Below are 19,770 nucleotides of genomic sequence, written 5' to 3'. Positions count from 1 at the left end.
TGTTGTTGTTTGAGTATCACCATGCAGCGGCTGGCCGCGGGAGGGCATATGGAGTTGCCTGATTTTGATACCTTGAAACGGTTGGCGGTAGCGGAGCCCGAGCGGCTCGACGAGTTGCTGCAGCAGCAGATTGAGGGGCTGATCGACCGGGTCAGCCCGCAGCAGCAAATGCGTCTGCGCGGCCTGCAATTTCGCATCGACTGTCAGCGCCAGCTGGCCAAAAACAACCTGGACAGCTGCATCCGGATTGCCGCCATGATGCACGACTCCTTTTATTCCATGCGCTGTGAAATGGTTCATCTCAATGATCCTGATTATGCTGAACCATTGCCTGAATATAAGGAGAACAATGTCCTCTATTTCAGCAATTATTACCGCAAGAAAAAATAATATTATTCCAGAGTAATTATTGAAATGTATCCCCGTTATTCTGCGCAGTTGCCGGGTGAGGCCGGCTGACCAACGTTGTATAGTTTGGCGTGATTTGTAATCCATTTGATGTATTTTTGTGTCGCCTTTTATTTTATTTGAGTTTGGTTATTGGCGTGATATGTGTAGATGTATGGCGCCGATTGTTAGGCTAATATGGCGAGACTTTTTTAATTTGCTACGACTCGAAGGGATTATGAGAAGTATCACACCAAGACGGGTGCTGTCGCGGGAGCAGCAGACGGAGATCACCCGCATTATCGTCAAGGTGGGCCAGATGCTGGCCCAGTTCGGCGCCGAGAGTCGCATCATCGAGCAGACCACGGTCCGGCTCGGCATGGCGCTCGGGCTGGAGAGCGTCGAGATGGCCATCTCCTCCAGCGCCATCGTGCTCACCAGCCTCTATCAGGGCAGTTGCGTCACCACCACCCGGCGGGTGCGCGAGCATGGCATCAACATGCAGGTGGTGTGCGAGATCCAGCGTATCTGCATCATGGCGGAGAAGGAGCTGATCGGCGCGCGGGAAGTGCGTCAGCGGCTCGATGCCATAGTGCCGTTTCACTATCATCCCTGGCTGGTGGTGCCCATGGTGGGGCTCTCCTGCGGCGCTTTCAGCCTGCTGTTTGGCGGCGATTGGCCCATCTTCCTGGTGACCTGCTTCTCGGCCTCGGTCGCCATGCGGGTACGCCAGCTGATCGCCCGCCATCACCACAGCCCCCTCATCAACTTTGCCGCCACCGGTTTCATCGCCACCCTGCTCGCCTCCAGCGCCACCTTCTTCAACTGGGGGGCGCAGCCCTATCTCGCCATGGCGGCCAGCGTACTGCTGCTGGTGCCGGGCTTTCCGCTCATCAATGCGGTCTCCGACATGGTGAAGGGTTACTTCAACATGGGGCTGGCCCGCTGGGGCACGGCGACCCTGCTGACCATCAGCGCAGCGATAGGGATTATTCTCGCTATGTCGGTGACCGGTATCTGGGGGTGGAAGGTATGAAGGGATTTGACGCTGTATCAACCCGGCCATCCATCAGCGCGCGGAACCATATCGGGATCATTCTCGCCATTTCGGTGACTGGCATCTGGGGGTGGAAGGTATGATGGATTTCATCTGGCTGCTGGCCAAGGATGCCTTCTGGTCGGCCATTCCAGCGGTGGGGTTTGCCATGCTGTTCAACGTGCCGCCACGGATGTTGAAGTACTGCGCCATGGGCGGCGCACTGGCTCACAGCCTGCGCACCCTGCTGATCCATCAGGGCATGCCCATCGAGTGGGCCACCCTGGCGGCGGCGACCACGGTCGGTTTTGTCTGCGTCTACTGGTCGCGCCGGCTGCTGGCGCCGCGCCCGGTGTTCAGCGTTGCCTCCATCATCCCCATGATCCCGGGTAGCTACGCGTTCAAGGCGATGATCGCGGTGGTGGAGCTCAATATCTCCGGGGTGACCATGGAGCTTATCCAGAGCGCGGTGGAGAACGGCTTGAAGGCTATCTTTATAGTAGGCGCATTGAGCTTCGGGCTGGCGATACCCTCCTTGGTCGTGTACCGTAACCGGCCCATAATATGAATGGTTGTGTGAGAGGCTGACACCATGAAAATCTCCATGATTGCCGCCATGGCCCACGATCGGGTGATAGGGCTGGACAACCAGATGCCCTGGCACCTGCCGGCGGATCTGGCCCACTTCAAACGGGTGACCCTGGGCAAGCCGGTGTTGATGGGGCGCAAGACTTTTGAATCCATCGGACGGCCGCTGCCCGGGCGTCGAAACTTGGTCATTAGCCGTAATCTAGGGTTCAAAGCGCCAGGCATAGAGGTTTTTTCATCCGTCGACGAGGTGTTGGCCACCTTGTCTGAGGCCGAGGCGCCAGAGGAGCTGATGGTGATCGGGGGCGGTCATCTCTACGGCCAGTTGCTGCCACGGGCCGACAGGCTCTATCTGACCCGCATCGATCTGGCGGTGGAAGGGGATACCCGCTTCCCGGCCTTCGACGAGGGCGACTGGTCCTGCATCGAGCGCGAGCCGCATCAGCCCGACGAGAAGAACCCCCATCCCTACTGTTTCGAGACCTGGCAGCGGCGCTGACGGGCGACGTTAACTCTCTGGCAGATAAAAGGCCCCTTGTGCTGCACAAGGGGCCTTTTTGTTGTCCGTAGCTGCCGCGCGAGGGATGAATGGAGCCGTTGGTCAGGGTATCGATTGACCAGCGCCCTCTCTGCTTTTCTCCCTAAAGCGGATTTAAAAATCATTAGCTATCTAATTATTTTATTGCCCTTGGCAGATAAGCGAGGTGCCTTCCTTGTCTGGCGCATTATCTTGACCTTTTCCCGGCTTTCTTCCTCAATAAATCCGGCATTTCGATTGAGTTTGTTTGCATTTCATGGCCTGATACAGGGGCTTGTACCATCTTTTGATGAATTTTTATGATGTTAAATAACCCTTAAAAATCAATAAATTATGATTCAATCTTTTTGTTTGGACTCTTTTGGTTCTTTTGTTTTGGCTGCAAATTACTTAGTGTTAAAAGTAATTGGCTCACGTTCGACGGTTTGCCAGGCAAGTCGTCGGCCAAGAAAAAAGGACAATATGACAGTCAAACTCGAGGTTAAATCACTCTACAAAATCTTCGGCGATCAGCCGGAAAAAGCGTTCAAATTGCTGGCGAAAGGGCATGACCGCGCCAGCATCCTGCAAAAAACCGGGCAGACCCTGGGGGTCCAGGATGTCAATCTGGCCATCGACGAAGGGGAGATCTTCGTGGTGATGGGCCTCTCCGGCTCGGGCAAATCCACCCTGGTGCGTCTCTTCAACCGGCTGATCGAGCCGACCCGCGGCCAGGTACTGATCGATGGCGAGGACATCGCCGCCATCTCCGACAGCGAGCTGCGTCAGGTGCGGCGCAAGAAGATCAGCATGGTATTCCAGTCCTTCGCCCTGATGCCGCACCTGAGCGTGCTGGAAAACACCGCCTTCGGGCTGGAGCTGGCCGGAGTGCCGCTGGCGGAGCGCCAGCAGAGCGCCCGCCAGGCGCTCCATCAGGTGGGCTTGGGTCAGTGGATAGATGCTTTCCCCGATGCCCTCTCCGGCGGCATGAAGCAGCGAGTCGGCCTGGCCCGCGCGCTTGCCAACGACCCCGACATCCTGCTGATGGACGAGGCTTTCTCCGCGCTGGATCCGCTGATCCGCACCGAGATGCAGGATGAGCTGCTCAAGCTGCAGGCCAGCCAGCAGCGCACTATCGTCTTCATCTCCCACGATCTGGACGAGGCGATGCGCATCGGCGATCGCATCGCCATCATGCAGGACGGCCAGCTGGTGCAGGTCGGCACCCCGGACGAGATCCTCAACCAGCCCGCCAACGACTATGTGCGCGCCTTCTTTCGCGGGGTGGATCTGGCCAACGTGTTCAGCGCCCGCGACGTGGCCAGCCGCAAGCAGATGCCGCTCATCAAGAAGCACACCACCGACGGGCCGGGCAACGCCCTGCGCCAGCTCAAGGAGCAGGAGCGGGAGTTCGGTTACGTGGTGGATCGCCGGCGTCGCTTCATCGGGGTCGTCTCGGTGGAGTCGCTCGGTCAGGCGGTCAGGGCCAAAGGTAGCCTGGAGCAGGCGCTGCTGGCAGACATCCAGCCCATTCTGGCGGACACCGCCCTCAACGAACTGATCAGCCAGGTGGCGGCCGCCCCCTGTCAGGTACCCGTGGTCGAGGAGGATGGCACTTACCTGGGTCTCATCTCCAAGGCCAACCTGCTGAACACCCTGGACAGGAGTACCCCGGCATGAAGCAGATGAATCCCCATTTTTTACTGAGCGGGCTGCTGGCCCTGGTGCTGCTGGCGAGCCCCTCCCTGCATGCGGACGAGGCGGCAGCCGACCTCTGGGGGGCCAGTGCGGCCGCCACCGAGGTTGCCGATCCCTGGGGCAGTACCGACACTGAGGCGACCGACTGGCAGAACCAGATCGAGACTGTTGACACCACTGCCGCCGTCGACTGGCTGGATCCCTTCCAGCAGGCGCTGGTGCCGCTGGATAGCTGGGTCGAGGGCGGCATCGGCTGGCTGGTGGACAACCTGCGTCCCGTGTTTCAGCTGATCCGTGCGCCGGTGGAACTGGCGCTGGGCGGCATGACCCATCTGCTGCAGACGGTGCCCTCCACCCTGATGATCGGCCTGCTGACCCTGATCGCCTGGCAACTGGTGAACGGTCGCATGGCGCTGGGTACCCTGTTCTCACTGGTAGTGGTGGGGCTGATCGGCGCCTGGTCCGATGCCATGGTGACTCTGTCGCTGGTGTTGACCTCGCTGTTCTTCTGCGTGCTGATCGGGCTGCCGGTCGGCATTTTGCTGGCGAGGAGCGAGCGGCTGTCGCGCTGGACCCGGCCGCTGCTGGATGCGATGCAGACCACTCCGGCCTTCGTCTACCTCATCCCCATCGTCATGCTGTTTGGTATCGGCAACGTGCCCGGGGTGGTGGTGACCGTCATCTTCGCGCTGCCGCCGATGATCCGGCTGACCATGCTGGGCATTCGCCAGGTGCCCGCCGATTTGGTGGAGGCGGCCCACTCGTTCGGTGCCAGCCCCTCTCAGCTGCTGTTCAAGGTACAACTGCCGCTCGCCATGCCCACCATCATGGCCGGGGTCAACCAGACCCTGATGCTGGCACTCTCCATGGTGGTGATCGCCTCCATGATCGCGGTGGGGGGCCTAGGCCAGATGGTGCTGCGCGGCATCGGCCGACTCGACATGGGTCTCGCCTCCATCGGTGGCCTCGGTATCGTGCTGCTGGCCATCGTGCTCGACCGCCTGACCCAGGCGATGGGGCAGCCGGATCGCAGCCGTAGCGGCCGCTGGTATCAACGCGGCCCCGCCGCCCTGCTGCTGCGCCTGCTCGGCCGCGACAAGTCAATCGATTACAAAGGAGTAAATGCATGAGACTCATCACCAAAAGGCTGACCCTGGGTTCCCTGCTGTTGAGCTCCCAACTGCTCGGCCCGCTCGCCATGGCCAGCACCGAGCTGCCGGGGGAGGGCGTGCGCGTCCAGCCCTTGCAGAGCTCGCTGCCGGAGGAGAGCTTCCAGACCCTGCTGGTCAGCAAGCTGATGGCGCGCCTGGGTTATGACGTCCAGCCAGCCCAGGAGGTGGATTACAACGTGGCCTACGCCTCGGTGGCGCAGGGGGATGGCACCTTCCTCGCCTTCAACTGGATACCGCTGCAAAACAACAAGTATGAGCAGGCGGGGGGGGACAAGGTGTTCTTCCGTGAGGGCACCTATGTGGCCGGAGCCGCCCAGGGCTATCTCATCGACAAGCAGACCGCGACCCGCTACGGCATCACCAACCTGGGTCAGCTCAAGGATCCCAAGCTGGCGGCGCTGTTTGACGGCGATGGCGACGGCAAGGCCGATCTGGTGGGCTGCAACCCGGGCTGGGGCTGCGAAGAGGCGATCAACCGTCATCTGGCCGGGTTTGGCCTGACCCCGACCGTCACCCACAAGCAGGGCAACTACGCGGCGCTGATCGCCGATACCCGTGCCCGTTACCAGGCCGGCAAGCCGGTGCTCTACTACACCTGGACTCCCTACTGGCTCAGCAGCGAGCTGGTGCCGGGCAAGGACGTGGTGTGGCTGGAGGTGCCCGCCGACGGCCCTGATGCGGCCAAGACCCGGCTGCCGAACGGCAAGAACTACGGCTTCCCGGTCAACACCATGCACATCGTCGCCAACAAGCAGTTCGCCGAGGCCAACCCGGCAGCCGCCAGGCTGTTCTCCATCGTCAAGCTGCCGCTTAATGACATCAACGTCCAGAACGGCCTGATGAACAAGGGTCAGAACAAGCCGGCGGACGTGGAGCGTCACGCCGACGCCTGGCTCAAGGGCCACGAGGCGCTGGTGAACGACTGGCTGACCCAGGCGCGCGCCGCCGCCAAGTAATGAGGGGCGGTAGCTCGCTCTTTGCGCAAAGAAAAACGCCCGGCAGTTGCCGGGCGTTTTTTATGGGAGCCGTGCGGGCGGGCCCTCTGGCTCAGATGCCGGAGCCGTCGTTCTCGCCGTTCTCCTCGTGCAGGCCGCATTCGCGCTTGAGGCCGAAGAAGCGGGTCTGCTCCTCGCTCATACCGGGTTCCCACTTGGTGGTGGTGTGCACGTCGCCTACCGACAGGTAGCCCTGCTCCCACAGCGGGTGGTAGGGCAGGTCGAACTCCTTGAAGTAGTAGAAGACGTCCTTGTTGCTCCAGTCGATCACCGGCAGGAACTTGAAGCGGCCGCGCTGGATGGCCAGCACCGGCAGCTTGCCTCGGCTGCCGGACTGCTCCCGGCGCAGGCCCGAGAACCAGGTGCGGGCACCGAGCTCTTGTTGGGCGTGGTCCATCGGCTCCACCTTGTTGAGCTGGTTGTAGCGGGTGATCCCCTCCACCCCCTGCTCCCACAGGAGGCCGAAGCGGGCCTCCTGCCAGGCCGGCGTGAGCGCGGCCCGATAGATCCTGAGGTTGAGGGCGAGGCGCTCGGTCAGCTCGTCGATGAAGCGGTAGGTCTCCGGGAACAGATAACCGGTATCGGTCAGCACTACCGGCACATCGGCCCGCTCGCGGCTCACCAGGTGCAGCATCAGCGCCGCCTGGATGCCGAAGCTTGATGACAGCACGTGCTCTCCCGGCAGGTTGGCCAGGGCCCAGCGCACCCGCTCGGGGGCGCTGATGGCATCGAGAGCCCGATTGATAGGGGCCAGCGCCTCGACCTGTTCCTCGCGACTCAAGGCCAGCAGGGCGTCGAGGTCGAGCCGGCCGTCAGCGGTGCGTGCCAGCCGGGCTGTATCGGTCTGATCAGGCTGCATAGAAGTCCCTCGCGGAGTCGATGACCGGGGCTATGATGCCGGCGCGGATGACGAAGTCGCCGAAGCACTCGCCCGCGTTGCGATCCTTGGCCCAGCGACCGATCAGGGCATCCAGCTCGGCCAGGATCTGCGGCTCGGTGATGTTCTCCAGGTGCAGACGCGGGATGCGGGTTCCCTCGAGGTTGCCACCCAGGTGCAGGTTGTAGCGTCCCGGCGCCTTGCCCACCAGTCCCACCTCCGCCAGCATGGCGCGGCCGCAGCCGTTGGGGCAGCCGGTGACCCGGAAGATGATGGCATCATCGGCGAGATCGTGCTTGGCCAGCAGCCCTTCAAGGTCGGTGACGAAGGCCGGCAGCATGCGCTCGGCCTCGGCCATCGCCAGCGGGCAGGTGGGCAGGGCCACGCAGGCCATGGACTGCTTGCGCTGTTCGCTGACGCCGTCATCCAGCAGGCCGTACTGGCGTGCCAGTGCTTCGATGCGGGCCTTCTCGCCGGCAGGTACGCCGGCGATGATCAGGTTCTGGTTGGCGGTCAGGCGAAAATCCCCCTGGTGCACCTTGGCGATCTCCAGCATGCCGGTCTTGAGGGGCTTGCCCGGGAAGTCCAGCAGGCGGCCGTTCTCGATAAACAGGGTCAGGTGGTGCTTGCCGTCGATCCCCTCTACCCAACCGAAGCGATCGCCACGACTGGTGAACTCATAGGGGCGCACCGGCCCGAACTGGATGCCGGCGCGGTTCTCCACCTCGGCCTTGAAGGCCTCGACGCCGACGCGCTCGAGGGTGTACTTGGTCTTGGCGTTCTTGCGGTTGACCCGGTTGCCCCAGTCGCGCTGGGTGCTGACCACGGCGGCCGCCACTTCCAGCACGTGAGAGAGCGGCACGAAGCCGAAATCGCTCGCCTTGCGCGGGTAGGTGCTGGTGTCGCCGTGGGTCATGGCCAGACCCCCGCCCACCAGCACATTGAAGCCCACCAGCTTGCCGTGATCACTGATGGCCACGAAGTTGAGATCGTTGGCGTGGATGTCCACGTCGTTGTGGGGCGGGATCACCACAGTGGTCTTGAACTTGCGCGGCAGGTAGTTGGAACCCAGGATCGGCTCTTCGTCACCCCCCAGCTTCTCGCCGTCCAGCCAGATCTCCACGTAGGCGCGGGTCTTGGGCAGCAGGTGCTCGGAGATCTTCTTGGCCCACTCGTAGGCCTCCTGATGCAGCTCTGACTCCACCGGGTTGCTGGTACAGAGCACGTTGCGGTTCACGTCGCCGGCGGTGGCTATGCTGTCGATGCCGGTGCTGTTGAGGGTCTGGTGCATCATCTTGATGTCGCGCTTGAGCACCCCGTGGAACTGGAAGGTCTGGCGGGTGGTCAGGCGGATGCTGCCGTACAGGCTGTGATCCTCGGCGAACTTGTCGATCACCTGCCACTGGGCGGGAGTGATGATGCCGCCGGGCAGGCGGGCGCGCAGCATGACGTTGTGCAGCGGCTCCAGCTTCTGGGCGGTGCGCTCCGGGCGGATGTCGCGGTCATCCTGCTGATACATGCCGTGAAAGCGGATCAGCTGGAAGTTGTCGCCGTTGAAGCCACCGGTGAGCGGGTCTGTGAGATCCTGCGCTATGGTGCCACGCAGATGATCGCTCTCGCGTTTCAGACGTTCGTTGTCGGCCAGCGGTCCTTCCACCGGCCCTGGAATCAGTTGCTTGCTCATCAATAGACATCCCTTTGATAACGTTTGGCACGACGCAATTCGCTCAAATACTCTTCTGCTTCCTCACGGCTCTTGTGGCCATGTTCCGCAATCACATCCAGCAGGGCTTCCTGCACATCTTTCGCCATCTGGTTGGCATCGCCGCACACATAGAAGTGAGCGCCTGCTTCCAGCCACTGGTAGAGCTCCTGGCCCGCTTCCCGCAGGCGGTGCTGTACGTAGACCTTCTCGGCCTGATCCCGGCTGAAGGCCAGCGATATCTTGTTGAGCAGCCCGCTCTTCACATAACGCTGCCACTCCACCTGATAGAGGAAATCCTGGGTGAAGTGCGGGTTGCCGAAGAACAGCCAGTTGTTGCCCTCGGCCCCCTGGGCCTCACGCTCCTGCAGGAAGGCGCGAAACGGGGCGATGCCGGTACCCGGCCCCACCATGATGACTGGGGTGTCGGGGTTTGACGGCAGGCGGAAGTTGTCGTTGTGCTCGACGAATACCCGCACCTCGGCATCTTCAGCCAGCCGATCCGCCAGGTAGGAGGAGGCGGCGCCGCTGCGTACCGTGCCGTCTTCCTGTGGGTAGCGCACCACGCCGACGGTCAGGTGCACCTCTTCCTCCACCTCGCTCTGGCTGGAGGCGATGGAGTAGAGGCGCGGGGTGAGCGGGCGCAGCAGGCCCAGCAGCTGTTCGGCTGTGAGCGCGGTCGGGAAGCGTTTCAATACATCCACCACCTGGGCAGAGGCCACCAGAGCATTGACCTGGGCCTTGTCGCCAGCCAGATCTTTCAGTGCTGCGTTGCCCGAGATCTCGGCAAGACCGGTGATGAAGCCGCCGTGCAAGCGGGTCAGCTCCAGCTCGCGGCTGAGCACTTCGCGCAGGCTGCCGCGGGCGGTAGCCTCGTCGCCGGAGAGACCGGCCAGCGCCAGTATCTCGTTCACCAGTGCGGGGTCGTTGTCAAACCAGATGCCGAGGGCATCGCCCGGCTGGTAGCGGATGCCAGACTCTTCAAGGCTGATCTCGATGTGGCGGATATCCTTGGTCGAGTCGCGGCCGGTGATCTTCTGATTGACCGAGAGTCTGGCCGGGAAGGGGTTCTCCTTGCTGTACTGGCTGTGGCCGACCGCCTGTTGTACCGCGCTGGCCACGCTGCTGCCGGCAGGGCCGGCGGAGAGGGTGGTGGCGATGGCATTGAGCGCCAGCTCGCCCCACGCCTGGGCGGCATCCTGATAATCCACGTCCAGGCTGGCGAGTTCATGCACCCGATCGGCGCCAGCCTTGGTCAGCAGGCTGTCAAAGTCCTTGCCGGTCTGGCAGAAGAATTCATAGGAGCTGTCACCCAGCCCCAGCACGGCGAACTTGAGCCCTTCCAGCTTGCCGACCTTGCCCTTCTTGAGCTGCTCGAACAGATCGACCGCGCTCTCCGGCGGTTCACCCTCCCCGTAAGTGCTCACTACCACCAGCAGGTGGGTCTCTTTCTTGAGCTGCTTGGGTTTGTAGTCCGCCATGGAGGTGAGGGTCACCGGCAGGCCACGGGCCTCGGCCTGTGCCTTGATGGCGCTGGCCACGCCTTTGGCGTTGCCGGTCTGGGAGCCGTAGAGAATGGTCAGATTGCCGCTGGGGGCTGTGGCGGCTGCGCCGGTCACGGCCGGCTGGCTGCCCGCCTGGGAGAGACCGTAGAGATAACCGCTCACCCAGGCCAGTTGCTGGGTGTTGAGGGTCGATAGCGCCTGGCTCAGCTGTCGCTGCTGCTCGTCGGAGAGGGGAGTCAGGTTGGTCAGGGAGTCCTTCAATTGCATCACACACGTCTTCCATGGTCTGATTTTTGGTCAGGTTAAGGGGTGCGATGGATAACAACAAAGAATAAAAATGTCTTTTTTATTCTATTACTGCATTAAAAAGGCGATGGAGAGGGGCGCAACGCGACTCAGGTCGACAGGGCTCTCATGGTATAAAGGGCGATAAATGAGCCCGTATTACCCACACAGGAAGCGTGAATGTCGACCATCAGCTTGTTTCATGTCAATGCCTTCAGCCGCCACCCCTTTGGCGGCAACCCGGCGGTGGTGGCGTTGGGGCCGAGTCAGCCGGATGCCACCCTGCTGGCCATGGCGGCCGAGTTCAACCAGTCGGAGACCGCCTTTCTGGTGCCCCAGGGCCGGGCCCGCTACCAGCTGCGCTGGTTCACCCCCGAGCTGGAAGTGGATCTCTGTGGTCACGGCACTCTGGCAGCGGCCCACGTGTTGTGGCAGACGGGGGCGGTGGCCGGGGATGAGGTCATTCGCTTTGAGACCCGCAGCGGCGAGCTGCTGGCCCGGCGTGAAGGGGCGTGGATCTGGCTCGATTTCCCGCGCATTGCCCCGGCGCCGCTCATTCTGGATCCGGCCTATGCGGCTGCGGTCGGTTGCCAGCCGCTGCAAACCCTGGCGGCTGGCGCCAAGTTCTTGTTGGAGCTCGCCTGCGAGGAGGAGGTCCGCGCGCTCACCCCAGACTTTCAGGCCTTGCGCGCCCTGCCCGGTCGCGGTCTCATGGTGACGGCACCCTCGCGCGACCCGGACCATGACTTCGTCTCCCGCTACTTCGCCCCCTGGGTCGGGGTAGATGAGGATCCGGTGACCGGCTCCAACCACTGCGCCCTGGTACCCTTCTGGGCCGAGCGGCTCGGCAAACGGCAGCTGCGGGCCCGCCAGATCTCGGCCAGAGGTGGCGAGCTGCGGCTAGAACTGCAGGAGAATCGGGTGCTGATGGCCGGCCAGGCCATCACCTTGTGGCAGGGGGAGTGGCTGCTGCCGCCGGCCTGATAATCGGTAAGCTGGCGGCGTCTTGAAGATTCGTCACCGGTTTGTGCCCGCCATAAAAAAACGCCCCGCAGTTGCGGGGCGTTTTGATTGTCATGGACGGCAGCTGCGCTGCTGCGGCCCTGTTTCTTCGGCTCTTACTTTTGTGGACGCAGAGCCGGGAACAGGATGACGTCGCGGATGGTGTGGCTGTTGGTGAACAGCATGACCAGACGGTCGATACCGATACCCTGACCGGCAGTCGGCGGCAGACCGTGTTCCAGCGCGGTCACGAAGTCGGCGTCGTAGAACATGGCTTCGTCATCGCCTGCGGCTTTCTGGTCAACCTGAGCCTGGAAGCGCTCGGCCTGATCTTCTGCATCGTTCAGCTCGGAGAAGCCGTTGGCCAGCTCGCGGCCGCCGATGAAGAATTCGAAGCGGTCGGTGACGTCCGGGTTCTGGTCGTTGCGACGGGCCAGCGGAGAAACGGCGGCCGGGTACTCGGTGATGAAGGTCGGCTGCAGCAGCATGTGCTCCACGGTCTCTTCGAAGATCGCGGTGATCACGTGGCCCAGTTCCCAGCTCTTCATCAGCTCGATGTGCAGGCGCTTGGCGACGGCGGTGGCCTTCTCCAGGGTCGCCAGATCGTCACGGGTCACATCCGGGTTGTACTTCAGGATGGAGTCAACCATGGAGAGACGCTGGAACGGCTGACCGAAATCGATGGTCAGACCCTCTTCGCCCTCTTTGGCGTAACGGATCTTGGTGTCGCCCAGGATGTCTTGCGCCAGGGTGCGCAGCATCTCTTCGGTGAGATCCATCAGATCGATGTAGTCGGCGTAGGCCATATAGAACTCGAGCATGGTGAACTCGGGGTTATGGCGAACGGAGATACCTTCGTTACGGAAGTTGCGGTTGATCTCGTACACACGCTCGAAACCACCAACCACCAGACGCTTCAGATAGAGTTCCGGAGCGATACGCAGGTACATGTCGATGTCCAGCGCATTGTGGTGGGTGATGAACGGACGGGCCGAGGCGCCACCCGGGATGACCTGCATCATGGGGGTTTCCACTTCCATGAAGCGCTTGTCGTTCAGGAACTTGCGGATACCGGCCACGACCTTGGTACGGGTCACGAAGGTCTTGCGGGACTCTTCGTTGGCGATCAGATCCAGGTAACGCTGACGGCAGCGGGCTTCCTGGTCGGTCAGACCTTTGTGCTTCTCGGGCAGCGGGCGCAGGGCCTTGGTCAGCAGGCGAATGTCGGAGACGTGAACGGAGAGTTCGCCTGTGTTGGTGCGGAACAGAGTACCTTCGACACCCACGATGTCGCCCAGATCCCACTTCTTGAACTGCTCGTTGTAGAAGCCTTCCGGCAGGTCGTCACGGGTGACGTAGACCTGGATCTTGCCAGCCATGTCCTGCAGGGTGGCGAAAGATGCCTTGCCCATGATCCGGCGGGTCATGATGCGACCGGCAATCTTCACCCGTTTACCCAGTGCGGCCAGTTCGTCGGCGCTCTTGTCACCAAACTCGGCGTGCAGATCGCCGGAGAGGCTGTCACGACGGAAGTCGTTGGGGAAGGGGTTGCCCTGGGCGCGCAAGGCGGCCAGCTTGGAACGACGCTCCTGCATCTCGTTGTTCAGATCGAGAGTTTGGTCGACTTCCGGAGTAGTGGTTTGTTCAGACATGGTGATTCCTGCTGTTCTGTTTTTTTACAGGCCTGATTTCAGGCTAGCTTCGATAAACTTGTCCAAGTCGCCGTCGAGTACCGCCTGGGTGTTGCGGGTTTCGACGCCGGTACGTAGATCCTTGATGCGCGCATCATCCAGCACATAGGAACGGATCTGGCTGCCCCAGCCGATATCGGACTTGGTCTCTTCGAGGGCTTGCTTCTCGGCATTCTGCTTCTGAATCTCCAGCTCGTAGAGCTTGGCTTTCAGCTGCTTCATACACTGATCTTTGTTTTTGTGCTGGGAACGATCGTTCTGGCACTGTACCACGACCCCAGTAGGAATGTGGGTAATACGTACCGCGGATTCGGTCCGGTTGACGTGCTGACCACCGGCGCCGGAGGCGCGGTAGACGTCGATACGCAGGTCGGCCGGGTTGATCTCGATGTCGATGTCATCGTCGATCTCGGGGTAGACGAACACCGAGCAGAACGAGGTGTGGCGACGGCCACCGGAATCGAACGGGGATTTGCGCACCAGGCGGTGCACGCCGGTCTCGGTACGCAGCCAGCCGAATGCGTATTCACCGGTGAACTTGATGGTGGCGGACTTGATGCCAGCCACGTCGCCTTCGGAGCATTCGATGAGCTCGGGCTTGTAGCCGTGGGCATCGCCCCAGCGCAGGTACATGCGCAGGACCATGTTGGCCCAATCTTGCGCTTCGGTACCACCGGAGCCGGACTGGATGTCGATGTAGCAGTCGGAGGGATCGTGCTGACCGGAGAACATGCGGCGGAACTCGAGATCCACCAGCTTGGTTTCCAGCACGTCGGCTTCGGCCACGGCTTCGTTGAAGGTGTCTTCGTCTTCACCTTCCACGGCCAGCTCGACCAGCATGGCCACGTCGTCGGCGCCCTGGGTCAGGGTGTCGATGGTGCCGACCACGTTTTCCAGCGCCACGCGCTCCTTGCCCAGCGCCTGTGCGCGCTCGGGTTCATTCCAGACGTCCGGCTGTTCCAGCTCGGCGTTGACCTCTTCTAGACGCTCTTTCTTGGCGTCATAGTCAAAGGTACCCCCTAAGCAGCTCGGTCCTCTCAGACAGCTCCTTAAGCTTGTTTAATACAGGATTGACTTCAAACATCGTGAAAACTCTCGGGGTCGATGTGATTTAAAAACGGGATATTCTAGCCAATTGTGGAAGGAATAAACAGGGTCGGCTGTCCTTGTGCGTGCCTCGTAGTCAATTTCTGGTGCAGTTTTCCCCAACTCGGTGGAAAATATCGCCCGCCGGCCCATTTTCCGGTTTAGTTTTGCGCCGACGGGTCGTTAATAACTACGCAGTGCTGTGCACTTTTTGGGAAATCCTGTTCCTGACCTCATAAGAAGAACGCATGATGAAAAACCTATCACTCAAGCAGAAGATACTGTTGTCGGTGGTGATCGCCCTGTCGCTGGTGATCCTGCTGCTCTCCTGGCAGAGCTATACCAGCCAGAAGTCCCTGTTGCTGCAAGGCAGTCAGGAACAGGTACAACGCCTCGGCAGCCAGCAGGCGGCCAGTGTCAGTGACTGGCTCGCGGCCCGTCGCGACGTGATTCAGGCGCTCGGCAACAAGGCCGGTGCCGAACCCCTCAACGCCTTGCAACAGGCGCAAGTCTCCGGTCGCTTCCAGCTCACCTATTTTGGCGAGAGCAGCGGCAAGATGAACGACTCCGACCCCTCCATCAACCGTGACGGTTACGATCCCCGCTCCCGTGGCTGGTATCAGGAAGCCATGAGTAAGGGCGGCCTGATCGTGACCAAACCCTATCTGGATGTGGCCTACAACATCATGGTGGTGACCCTGGCCCAGCCGGCTCAGGGCGGCGTGGTCGGCGGCGACCTCTCCATCGCCTCGCTGGTGGAAGACGTCACCAAGATGAAGCTGCCGGCCGACGGTTTCGCCATCATGATGCACAAGGATGGCACCGTCATCGCCTACAAGGACGCCGCCAAGGCGATGAAACCGGCCACCGAGATCGACAACGATCTGACCAATGCCCTGATCGAGCAGAGCAAGACCAGCAACAGCCTGGTGCCGGCCTACTTCGACAACGAAGGGCGCGACAAGCTGCTGTGGGCGGTGGACATCCCCGATACCGACTGGGAGCTGGTGCTGGTACTGGACAAGGAGACCTTGGAGGCGCCGCTCTCTTCCCTGCTGATGACCCAGCTCGGCCTGGCTCTGCTGGTGCTGGTGGGCAGCATCCTCGCCATCTCCTGGCTGGTCAGCATGCTGCTCGGCCCGCTCAGCAAGGTCTCCCAGGCCCTGGCGCGCATCGCCGACGGTAACGGCGATCTGACCCAGCGCATCAAGATCGACACCAACGACGAAGTGGGTCAGCTGGCCAACAGCTTCAACCGCTTCGTCGGCAGCCAGCACCAGCTGATCGGCAATATCCGCAAGCTGGCCAACGAGCTGAACGCCGATGCCGAGCGCAGTCTGGTGACCAACCAGGCCGCCGTGGACGAGCTGCAGCGCCAGCAGCAGGAAGTGACCATGGTCGCCACCGCCGTCACCGAGATGGCGAGCGCCACCATGGAGATCGCCGGCAACGCCGAGAACACCGCCGCTGCGGCCCAGCAATCCGCCCAGAGCAGTGAGCAGGGCAAGATGCTGGTGAACCAGACCCGTCAGTCCATCAATGGTCTGGCCGAGGAAGTGGGGCAGGCGACCGAGGTGATCGGCGAGCTGAGCCGCCACGCCCAGGCCATCTCCGGCATCCTCTCCACCATTCAGGGCATCGCCGAGCAGACCAACCTGCTGGCGCTGAACGCCGCCATCGAAGCGGCCCGCGCCGGTGAACAGGGTCGCGGTTTCGCGGTGGTGGCGGACGAGGTGCGGGTGCTGTCGCGCCGTACCCAGGACTCCACCCAGGAGATCCAGTCCACCATCGAGACCCTGCAGCAGACCACGGCCCGTGCGGTGAGCCTGATGCAGACCAGCCAGGGGCTGGCGGACAACAGCGTGAAAGACGCCGATGCCGCCGCTGCCGCGCTCGAAGAGATCACCCAGGCGGTGTCGCTCATCTCCGACATGGCGGGTCAGATCGCCACGGCCGCCGAGGAGCAGACCCAGGTGACTGGCGAGATCACTCAGAACACCACCGCCATCAAGGATGTGAGTGACGAGATCACCGCCGCCGCCATGCGCGATCTGGATCAGGCCGAGAGCCTGAAGGGCCGGGCCACCGACCTGAACCAGCAGGTCTCGACCTTTATCCTGTAAGTGCTGAAACGCGGCGAGCACGGCCGCCATGACAAAGCCCCGCCCTCTGCCGAGCGCGGGGCTTTTTGTTTATGGGTCTCGCAGCGGGCAGCCATGAAGGATGGGGGGGAGCGCCGCTGGCGAGCAGAAAAGGCAGAGCCCACCAAGGGGTGGGCTCTGTTCATAGACGTCTGACGGGAAAGGAATTACAGGAAGGGCAGTGCCAGGAACAGCTTGATCACCATGGCGTTGATGATGTCGATGAAGAAGGCGCCCACCATGGGCACCACCAGAAACGCCAGGTGGGAGGGGCCGAAGCGCTGGGTGATGGCCTGCATGTTGGCAATGGCGGTGGGGGTGGCCCCCAGACCGAAACCACAGTGGCCTGCCGCCAGCACGGCTGCGTCGTAGTTGCTGCCCATCACCCGGAAGGTGACGAAGATGGCGTAGAGCGCCATGGCCACGGTCTGGGCCGCCAGCAGGACGAAGATGGGCAGCGCCAGGTTGGCCAGATCCCACAGTCGCAGGCTCATCAGCGCCATCGCCAGGAACAGCGACAGGCTGACGTTGCCGAGCAGGGAGACTTCGCGGTCGCTCACCTCGTGCCAGTTCAGCAGGGTCAGCACGTTGCGCAGCAGCACGCCGACGAACAGCACGCAGACGAATACCGGCAGCTCGAAGGCGCCGCCCTTGAGGTAGGCGGAGAGCATCTCGCCCCCCTTCAGGCTGATGGCGATCAGCGCCAGAGTCTCGATCAGGCTGAAGGTGGTAAGCGGGCGTTCCATGTCCGGCATCTCGAAGCCTTGCGGCGCGTCATCCCGGTTGTGTTCCTCGCCGGGTACTTTCACCTTTTTCACCAGATAGCGGGCGACCGGGCCGCCGATGAGGCCGCCCAGCACCAGGCCGAAGGTGGCACAGGCGATGGCCAGTTCGGCGGCGGATTGCACCCCGTACTTCTCGGTGAAGGTGGCACCCCAGGCCGCCCCGGTGCCGTGGCCGCCGGAGAGGGTGATGGAGCCGGCCAGCAGCCCCATGTGGGGATCCAGACCGAGCAGGGTCGCCAGACCCACGCCCAGGCTGTTTTGCACCAGCAGCAGACCGGTGACCACCAGCAGGAAGGTGAGCACCGCCTTGCCGCCGCGCTTGAGGCTGGCGAGATCGGCGGAGAGACCGATGGAGGCGAAGAACGCCAGCATCAGCGGGGTTTGCAGGCTGGTATCGAACTGCAGCTCCATCTGCAGGGTGGAGCGCAGCAGCAGCAGCACCAGGGCGACCACCAGGCCGCCGGCAACCGGCTTGGGGATGTTGAAGGTTCGCAGCAGCCCGACTCGGGTCACCAGCAAACGACCGAGCAGCAACACCAGGGTGGCTGCGACCAGGGTGGCGTAGGAATCAAGTTGTAGCATTCAGTACTCCCATGTTGATTGGCTGTGTCTTTCGTTGATGCAGACTCACAGATTCAGCCGGGATAAAAACAGTGTGGCTCAGGTGCCAACAAAGAAGGGGCGACATGCCCCCGCCCCACGTAAAAATGGGACCAGTGCGGGCCTGAACGGATCAGGCTTCTAGATGAGATTTATGAAAAATCGAGCGGATGGTAGCAAAAAGCACCACTTATATCCACATTTGTCAGATAAATGGTCACTCTTGATGTATCTTGTGACATTTAACACTATTGGGTTAGTCGCCGTTTAATACCGGCCGCAGGCTATTTCCCGGCTGTCATTTGGGGCGCCAGTCCCTATAATTCGGCGGTTTTTGGCCCGCCGGACGGCACTGGTGGGATGTGAGCCGGCGGCCCGGCGCGCTATCATGGGCGGGCTTTCGGCCCATGGCGAACGCGGCGGGCAGTCGATGCCGCTGTTTCGCCCCGTGTGAGCCACGATTCGCGGGTGTTGTGCCCATCAAAGAGGAGAGGGTGTGAAGAAGTCCATCTACATCGCCTACACAGGCGGCACCATTGGGATGCAGCGTTCCGACCACGGTTATGTGCCGATGGCGGGCTTCATGGAAGACTGTCTGGCGCGGATGCCCGAGTTCCATCGCCCCGAGATGCCGGATTACCATATTCACGAATATGCGCCCCTCATCGACTCTTCCGACATGACGCCGGCGGACTGGCAGCGCATCGCCGAGGATATTAAAGGCAACTACGACAAGTACGACGGTTTCGTCATTCTGCACGGCACCGACACCATGTCGTTCACCGCCTCGGCGCTCTCCTTCATGCTCGAAGATCTGCACAAGCCGGTCATCATCACCGGCTCCCAGATCCCGCTCGCCGAGCTGCGCTCCGACGGTCAGCAGAACCTGCTCAACGCCCTCTACATCGCGGCCAACTACCCGATCCACGAGGTGACGCTGTTTTTCAACAACCAGCTCTATCGCGGCAACCGCAGCAAGAAGGTGCACGCCGACGGCTTCCACGCCTTCGATTCGCCCAACTACCCGCCGCTGCTCAACGCCGGCATCGCCATCTCGCTGGAAGCGGGCGAGCTGGGCGTGCCGTCCGAGCGGCCGCTGGTGCTGCACGACATCACCCCCCAGCCCATCGGCGTGGTGACCCTCTATCCGGGCATCTCGGCCGAGGTGATCGCCAACATCCTGCAGCAGCCGGTGCGGGCGCTGATCCTGCTCTCGTTCGGGGTGGGCAATGCGCCGCAGAATCCGGCCATGCTGGCGCTGCTCTCCGAGGCGTCGGCCCGCGGCGTCATCATCGTCAACCTGAGCCAGTGCCTGCACGGCAAGGTCAACATGGGGGGCTATGCCACCGGCAATGCGCTGTCGCGGGCCGGGGTCATCTCGGGCTTCGACATGACCGCCGAGGCGGCGCTGACCAAGCTGCACTTCCTGCTGAGCCAGGATCTGCCGGCGCCGCGCATCCGCGAGCTGATGCAGCAATCCCTGCGCGGGGAGCTGACCCCCTGACTGGTTTCCCCCTCACCCTAACCCTCTCCCAGCGGGAGAGGGGATAGAGCGAGGTGGCGAGGTTTGCCATGAAGATTGCTGGCAGGTGGCCTGCTTACTGTTCGCAGGTGTGAGCCCTCCCCTGGCGGGAGAAGGGCCGGGGATGAGGGGGATATGTCAGGAAAAAGAGAGGGGAGCCATATTGGCTCCCCTCTCTGTT

At 62.0% G+C, this 19,770-nt stretch carries 17 protein-coding genes; 11 read left to right on the top strand and 6 right to left on the bottom strand.

Going from position 1 to position 19,770, the window contains the following annotated elements:
- The first annotated feature begins 48 nt into the window (after positions 1-48).
- The 8 genes from R2E40_RS17775 to proX all read left to right on the top strand — a co-directional run bounded on the left by R2E40_RS17775 (position 49) and on the right by proX (position 6,354).
- A complete protein-coding gene (locus tag R2E40_RS17775) occupies positions 49-390 on the top strand; it encodes a DUF3135 domain-containing protein (RefSeq protein WP_011707145.1) in 342 nt (113 codons plus the stop codon).
- Between the two features lie 235 nt (positions 391-625).
- Positions 626-1,423, top strand: coding sequence for a threonine/serine exporter family protein (locus R2E40_RS17770; RefSeq protein WP_011707144.1), 798 nt, complete (start codon positions 626-628; stop codon positions 1,421-1,423).
- Positions 1,424-1,523: 100 nt separating this feature from the next.
- Entirely contained in the window at positions 1,524-1,991 is a 468-nt protein-coding gene (locus tag R2E40_RS17765) for a threonine/serine exporter family protein (protein ID WP_318164030.1), read from the top strand.
- Between the two features lie 24 nt (positions 1,992-2,015).
- Complete coding sequence (gene folA, locus R2E40_RS17760) at positions 2,016-2,510, top strand: type 3 dihydrofolate reductase (protein ID WP_318164029.1); 495 nt, start codon at positions 2,016-2,018, stop codon at positions 2,508-2,510.
- Positions 2,511-2,624: 114 nt separating this feature from the next.
- The gene (locus R2E40_RS17755; protein WP_257685551.1) at positions 2,625-2,852 is read left to right on the top strand and encodes a hypothetical protein; all 228 of its coding nucleotides are present in this window, start codon (positions 2,625-2,627) and stop codon (positions 2,850-2,852) included.
- Positions 2,853-3,011: 159 nt separating this feature from the next.
- Positions 3,012-4,208, top strand: coding sequence for a glycine betaine/L-proline ABC transporter ATP-binding protein ProV (gene proV / locus R2E40_RS17750; RefSeq protein ID WP_011707141.1), 1,197 nt, complete (start codon positions 3,012-3,014; stop codon positions 4,206-4,208).
- Complete coding sequence (gene proW / locus R2E40_RS17745; RefSeq protein ID WP_318164028.1) at positions 4,205-5,356, top strand: glycine betaine/L-proline ABC transporter permease ProW; 1,152 nt, start codon at positions 4,205-4,207, stop codon at positions 5,354-5,356. The genes proV and proW overlap by 4 nt, the downstream gene beginning before the upstream one ends.
- On the top strand, positions 5,353-6,354 hold the full coding sequence (gene proX / locus R2E40_RS17740; protein WP_318164027.1) for a glycine betaine/L-proline ABC transporter substrate-binding protein ProX: 1,002 nt from the start codon (positions 5,353-5,355) through the stop codon (positions 6,352-6,354). Before proW ends, proX begins: the two co-directional genes overlap by 4 nt.
- A gap of 91 nt (positions 6,355-6,445) precedes the next feature.
- Here the strand turns inward: proX and R2E40_RS17735 are convergent, their stop codons facing one another.
- Genes R2E40_RS17735 through R2E40_RS17725 form a run of 3 tightly spaced genes read right to left on the bottom strand, consistent with a single transcriptional unit; the run spans position 6,446 to position 10,744 of the window.
- Complete coding sequence (locus tag R2E40_RS17735; RefSeq protein ID WP_318164026.1) at positions 6,446-7,252, bottom strand: phosphoadenylyl-sulfate reductase; 807 nt, start codon at positions 7,250-7,252, stop codon at positions 6,446-6,448.
- A complete protein-coding gene (gene cysI / locus R2E40_RS17730; protein WP_318164025.1) occupies positions 7,242-8,954 on the bottom strand; it encodes an assimilatory sulfite reductase (NADPH) hemoprotein subunit in 1,713 nt (570 codons plus the stop codon). Before cysI ends, R2E40_RS17735 begins: the two co-directional genes overlap by 11 nt.
- Positions 8,954-10,744 (bottom strand): assimilatory sulfite reductase (NADPH) flavoprotein subunit, encoded by a 1,791-nt coding sequence (locus tag R2E40_RS17725; RefSeq protein WP_318165573.1) that lies wholly within the window; start codon positions 10,742-10,744, stop codon positions 8,954-8,956. The genes cysI and R2E40_RS17725 overlap by 1 nt, the downstream gene beginning before the upstream one ends.
- Before the next feature lie 198 nt (positions 10,745-10,942).
- Between R2E40_RS17725 and R2E40_RS17720 the strand changes: the two genes are divergently transcribed.
- The gene (locus R2E40_RS17720) at positions 10,943-11,746 is read left to right on the top strand and encodes a PhzF family phenazine biosynthesis protein (RefSeq protein WP_318164024.1); all 804 of its coding nucleotides are present in this window, start codon (positions 10,943-10,945) and stop codon (positions 11,744-11,746) included.
- Positions 11,747-11,880: 134 nt separating this feature from the next.
- Here the strand turns inward: R2E40_RS17720 and lysS are convergent, their stop codons facing one another.
- Positions 11,881-13,416 (bottom strand): lysine--tRNA ligase, encoded by a 1,536-nt coding sequence (gene lysS / locus R2E40_RS17715; protein ID WP_011707134.1) that lies wholly within the window; start codon positions 13,414-13,416, stop codon positions 11,881-11,883.
- 24 nt (positions 13,417-13,440) lie between these two features.
- A protein-coding gene (gene prfB / locus R2E40_RS17710) for a peptide chain release factor 2 (RefSeq protein WP_011707133.1) occupies positions 13,441-14,539 on the bottom strand; the annotation gives its coding sequence in 2 pieces (ribosomal slippage) (positions 13,441-14,463 and positions 14,465-14,539; 1,098 coding nt in all).
- 253 nt (positions 14,540-14,792) lie between these two features.
- Here prfB and R2E40_RS17705 point away from each other — a divergent pair.
- Positions 14,793-16,664, top strand: coding sequence for a methyl-accepting chemotaxis protein (locus tag R2E40_RS17705; protein WP_016351765.1), 1,872 nt, complete (start codon positions 14,793-14,795; stop codon positions 16,662-16,664).
- A gap of 185 nt (positions 16,665-16,849) precedes the next feature.
- On the opposite strand, the gene gltS is transcribed toward R2E40_RS17705, so the two are convergent.
- The gene (gene gltS, locus R2E40_RS17700) at positions 16,850-18,049 is read right to left on the bottom strand and encodes a sodium/glutamate symporter (RefSeq protein ID WP_016351764.1); all 1,200 of its coding nucleotides are present in this window, start codon (positions 18,047-18,049) and stop codon (positions 16,850-16,852) included.
- A gap of 514 nt (positions 18,050-18,563) precedes the next feature.
- Between gltS and ansA the strand changes: the two genes are divergently transcribed.
- A complete protein-coding gene (gene ansA / locus R2E40_RS17695) occupies positions 18,564-19,571 on the top strand; it encodes an asparaginase (RefSeq protein WP_011707130.1) in 1,008 nt (335 codons plus the stop codon).
- Positions 19,572-19,770 lie beyond the last annotated feature (199 nt).

Origin of the sequence: Aeromonas sp. CD, assembly GCF_033349375.1 — a bacterium.
Lineage (GTDB): Bacteria > Pseudomonadota > Gammaproteobacteria > Enterobacterales > Aeromonadaceae > Aeromonas > Aeromonas hydrophila.
This window is presented reverse-complemented; position numbering and strand designations above follow the sequence as displayed.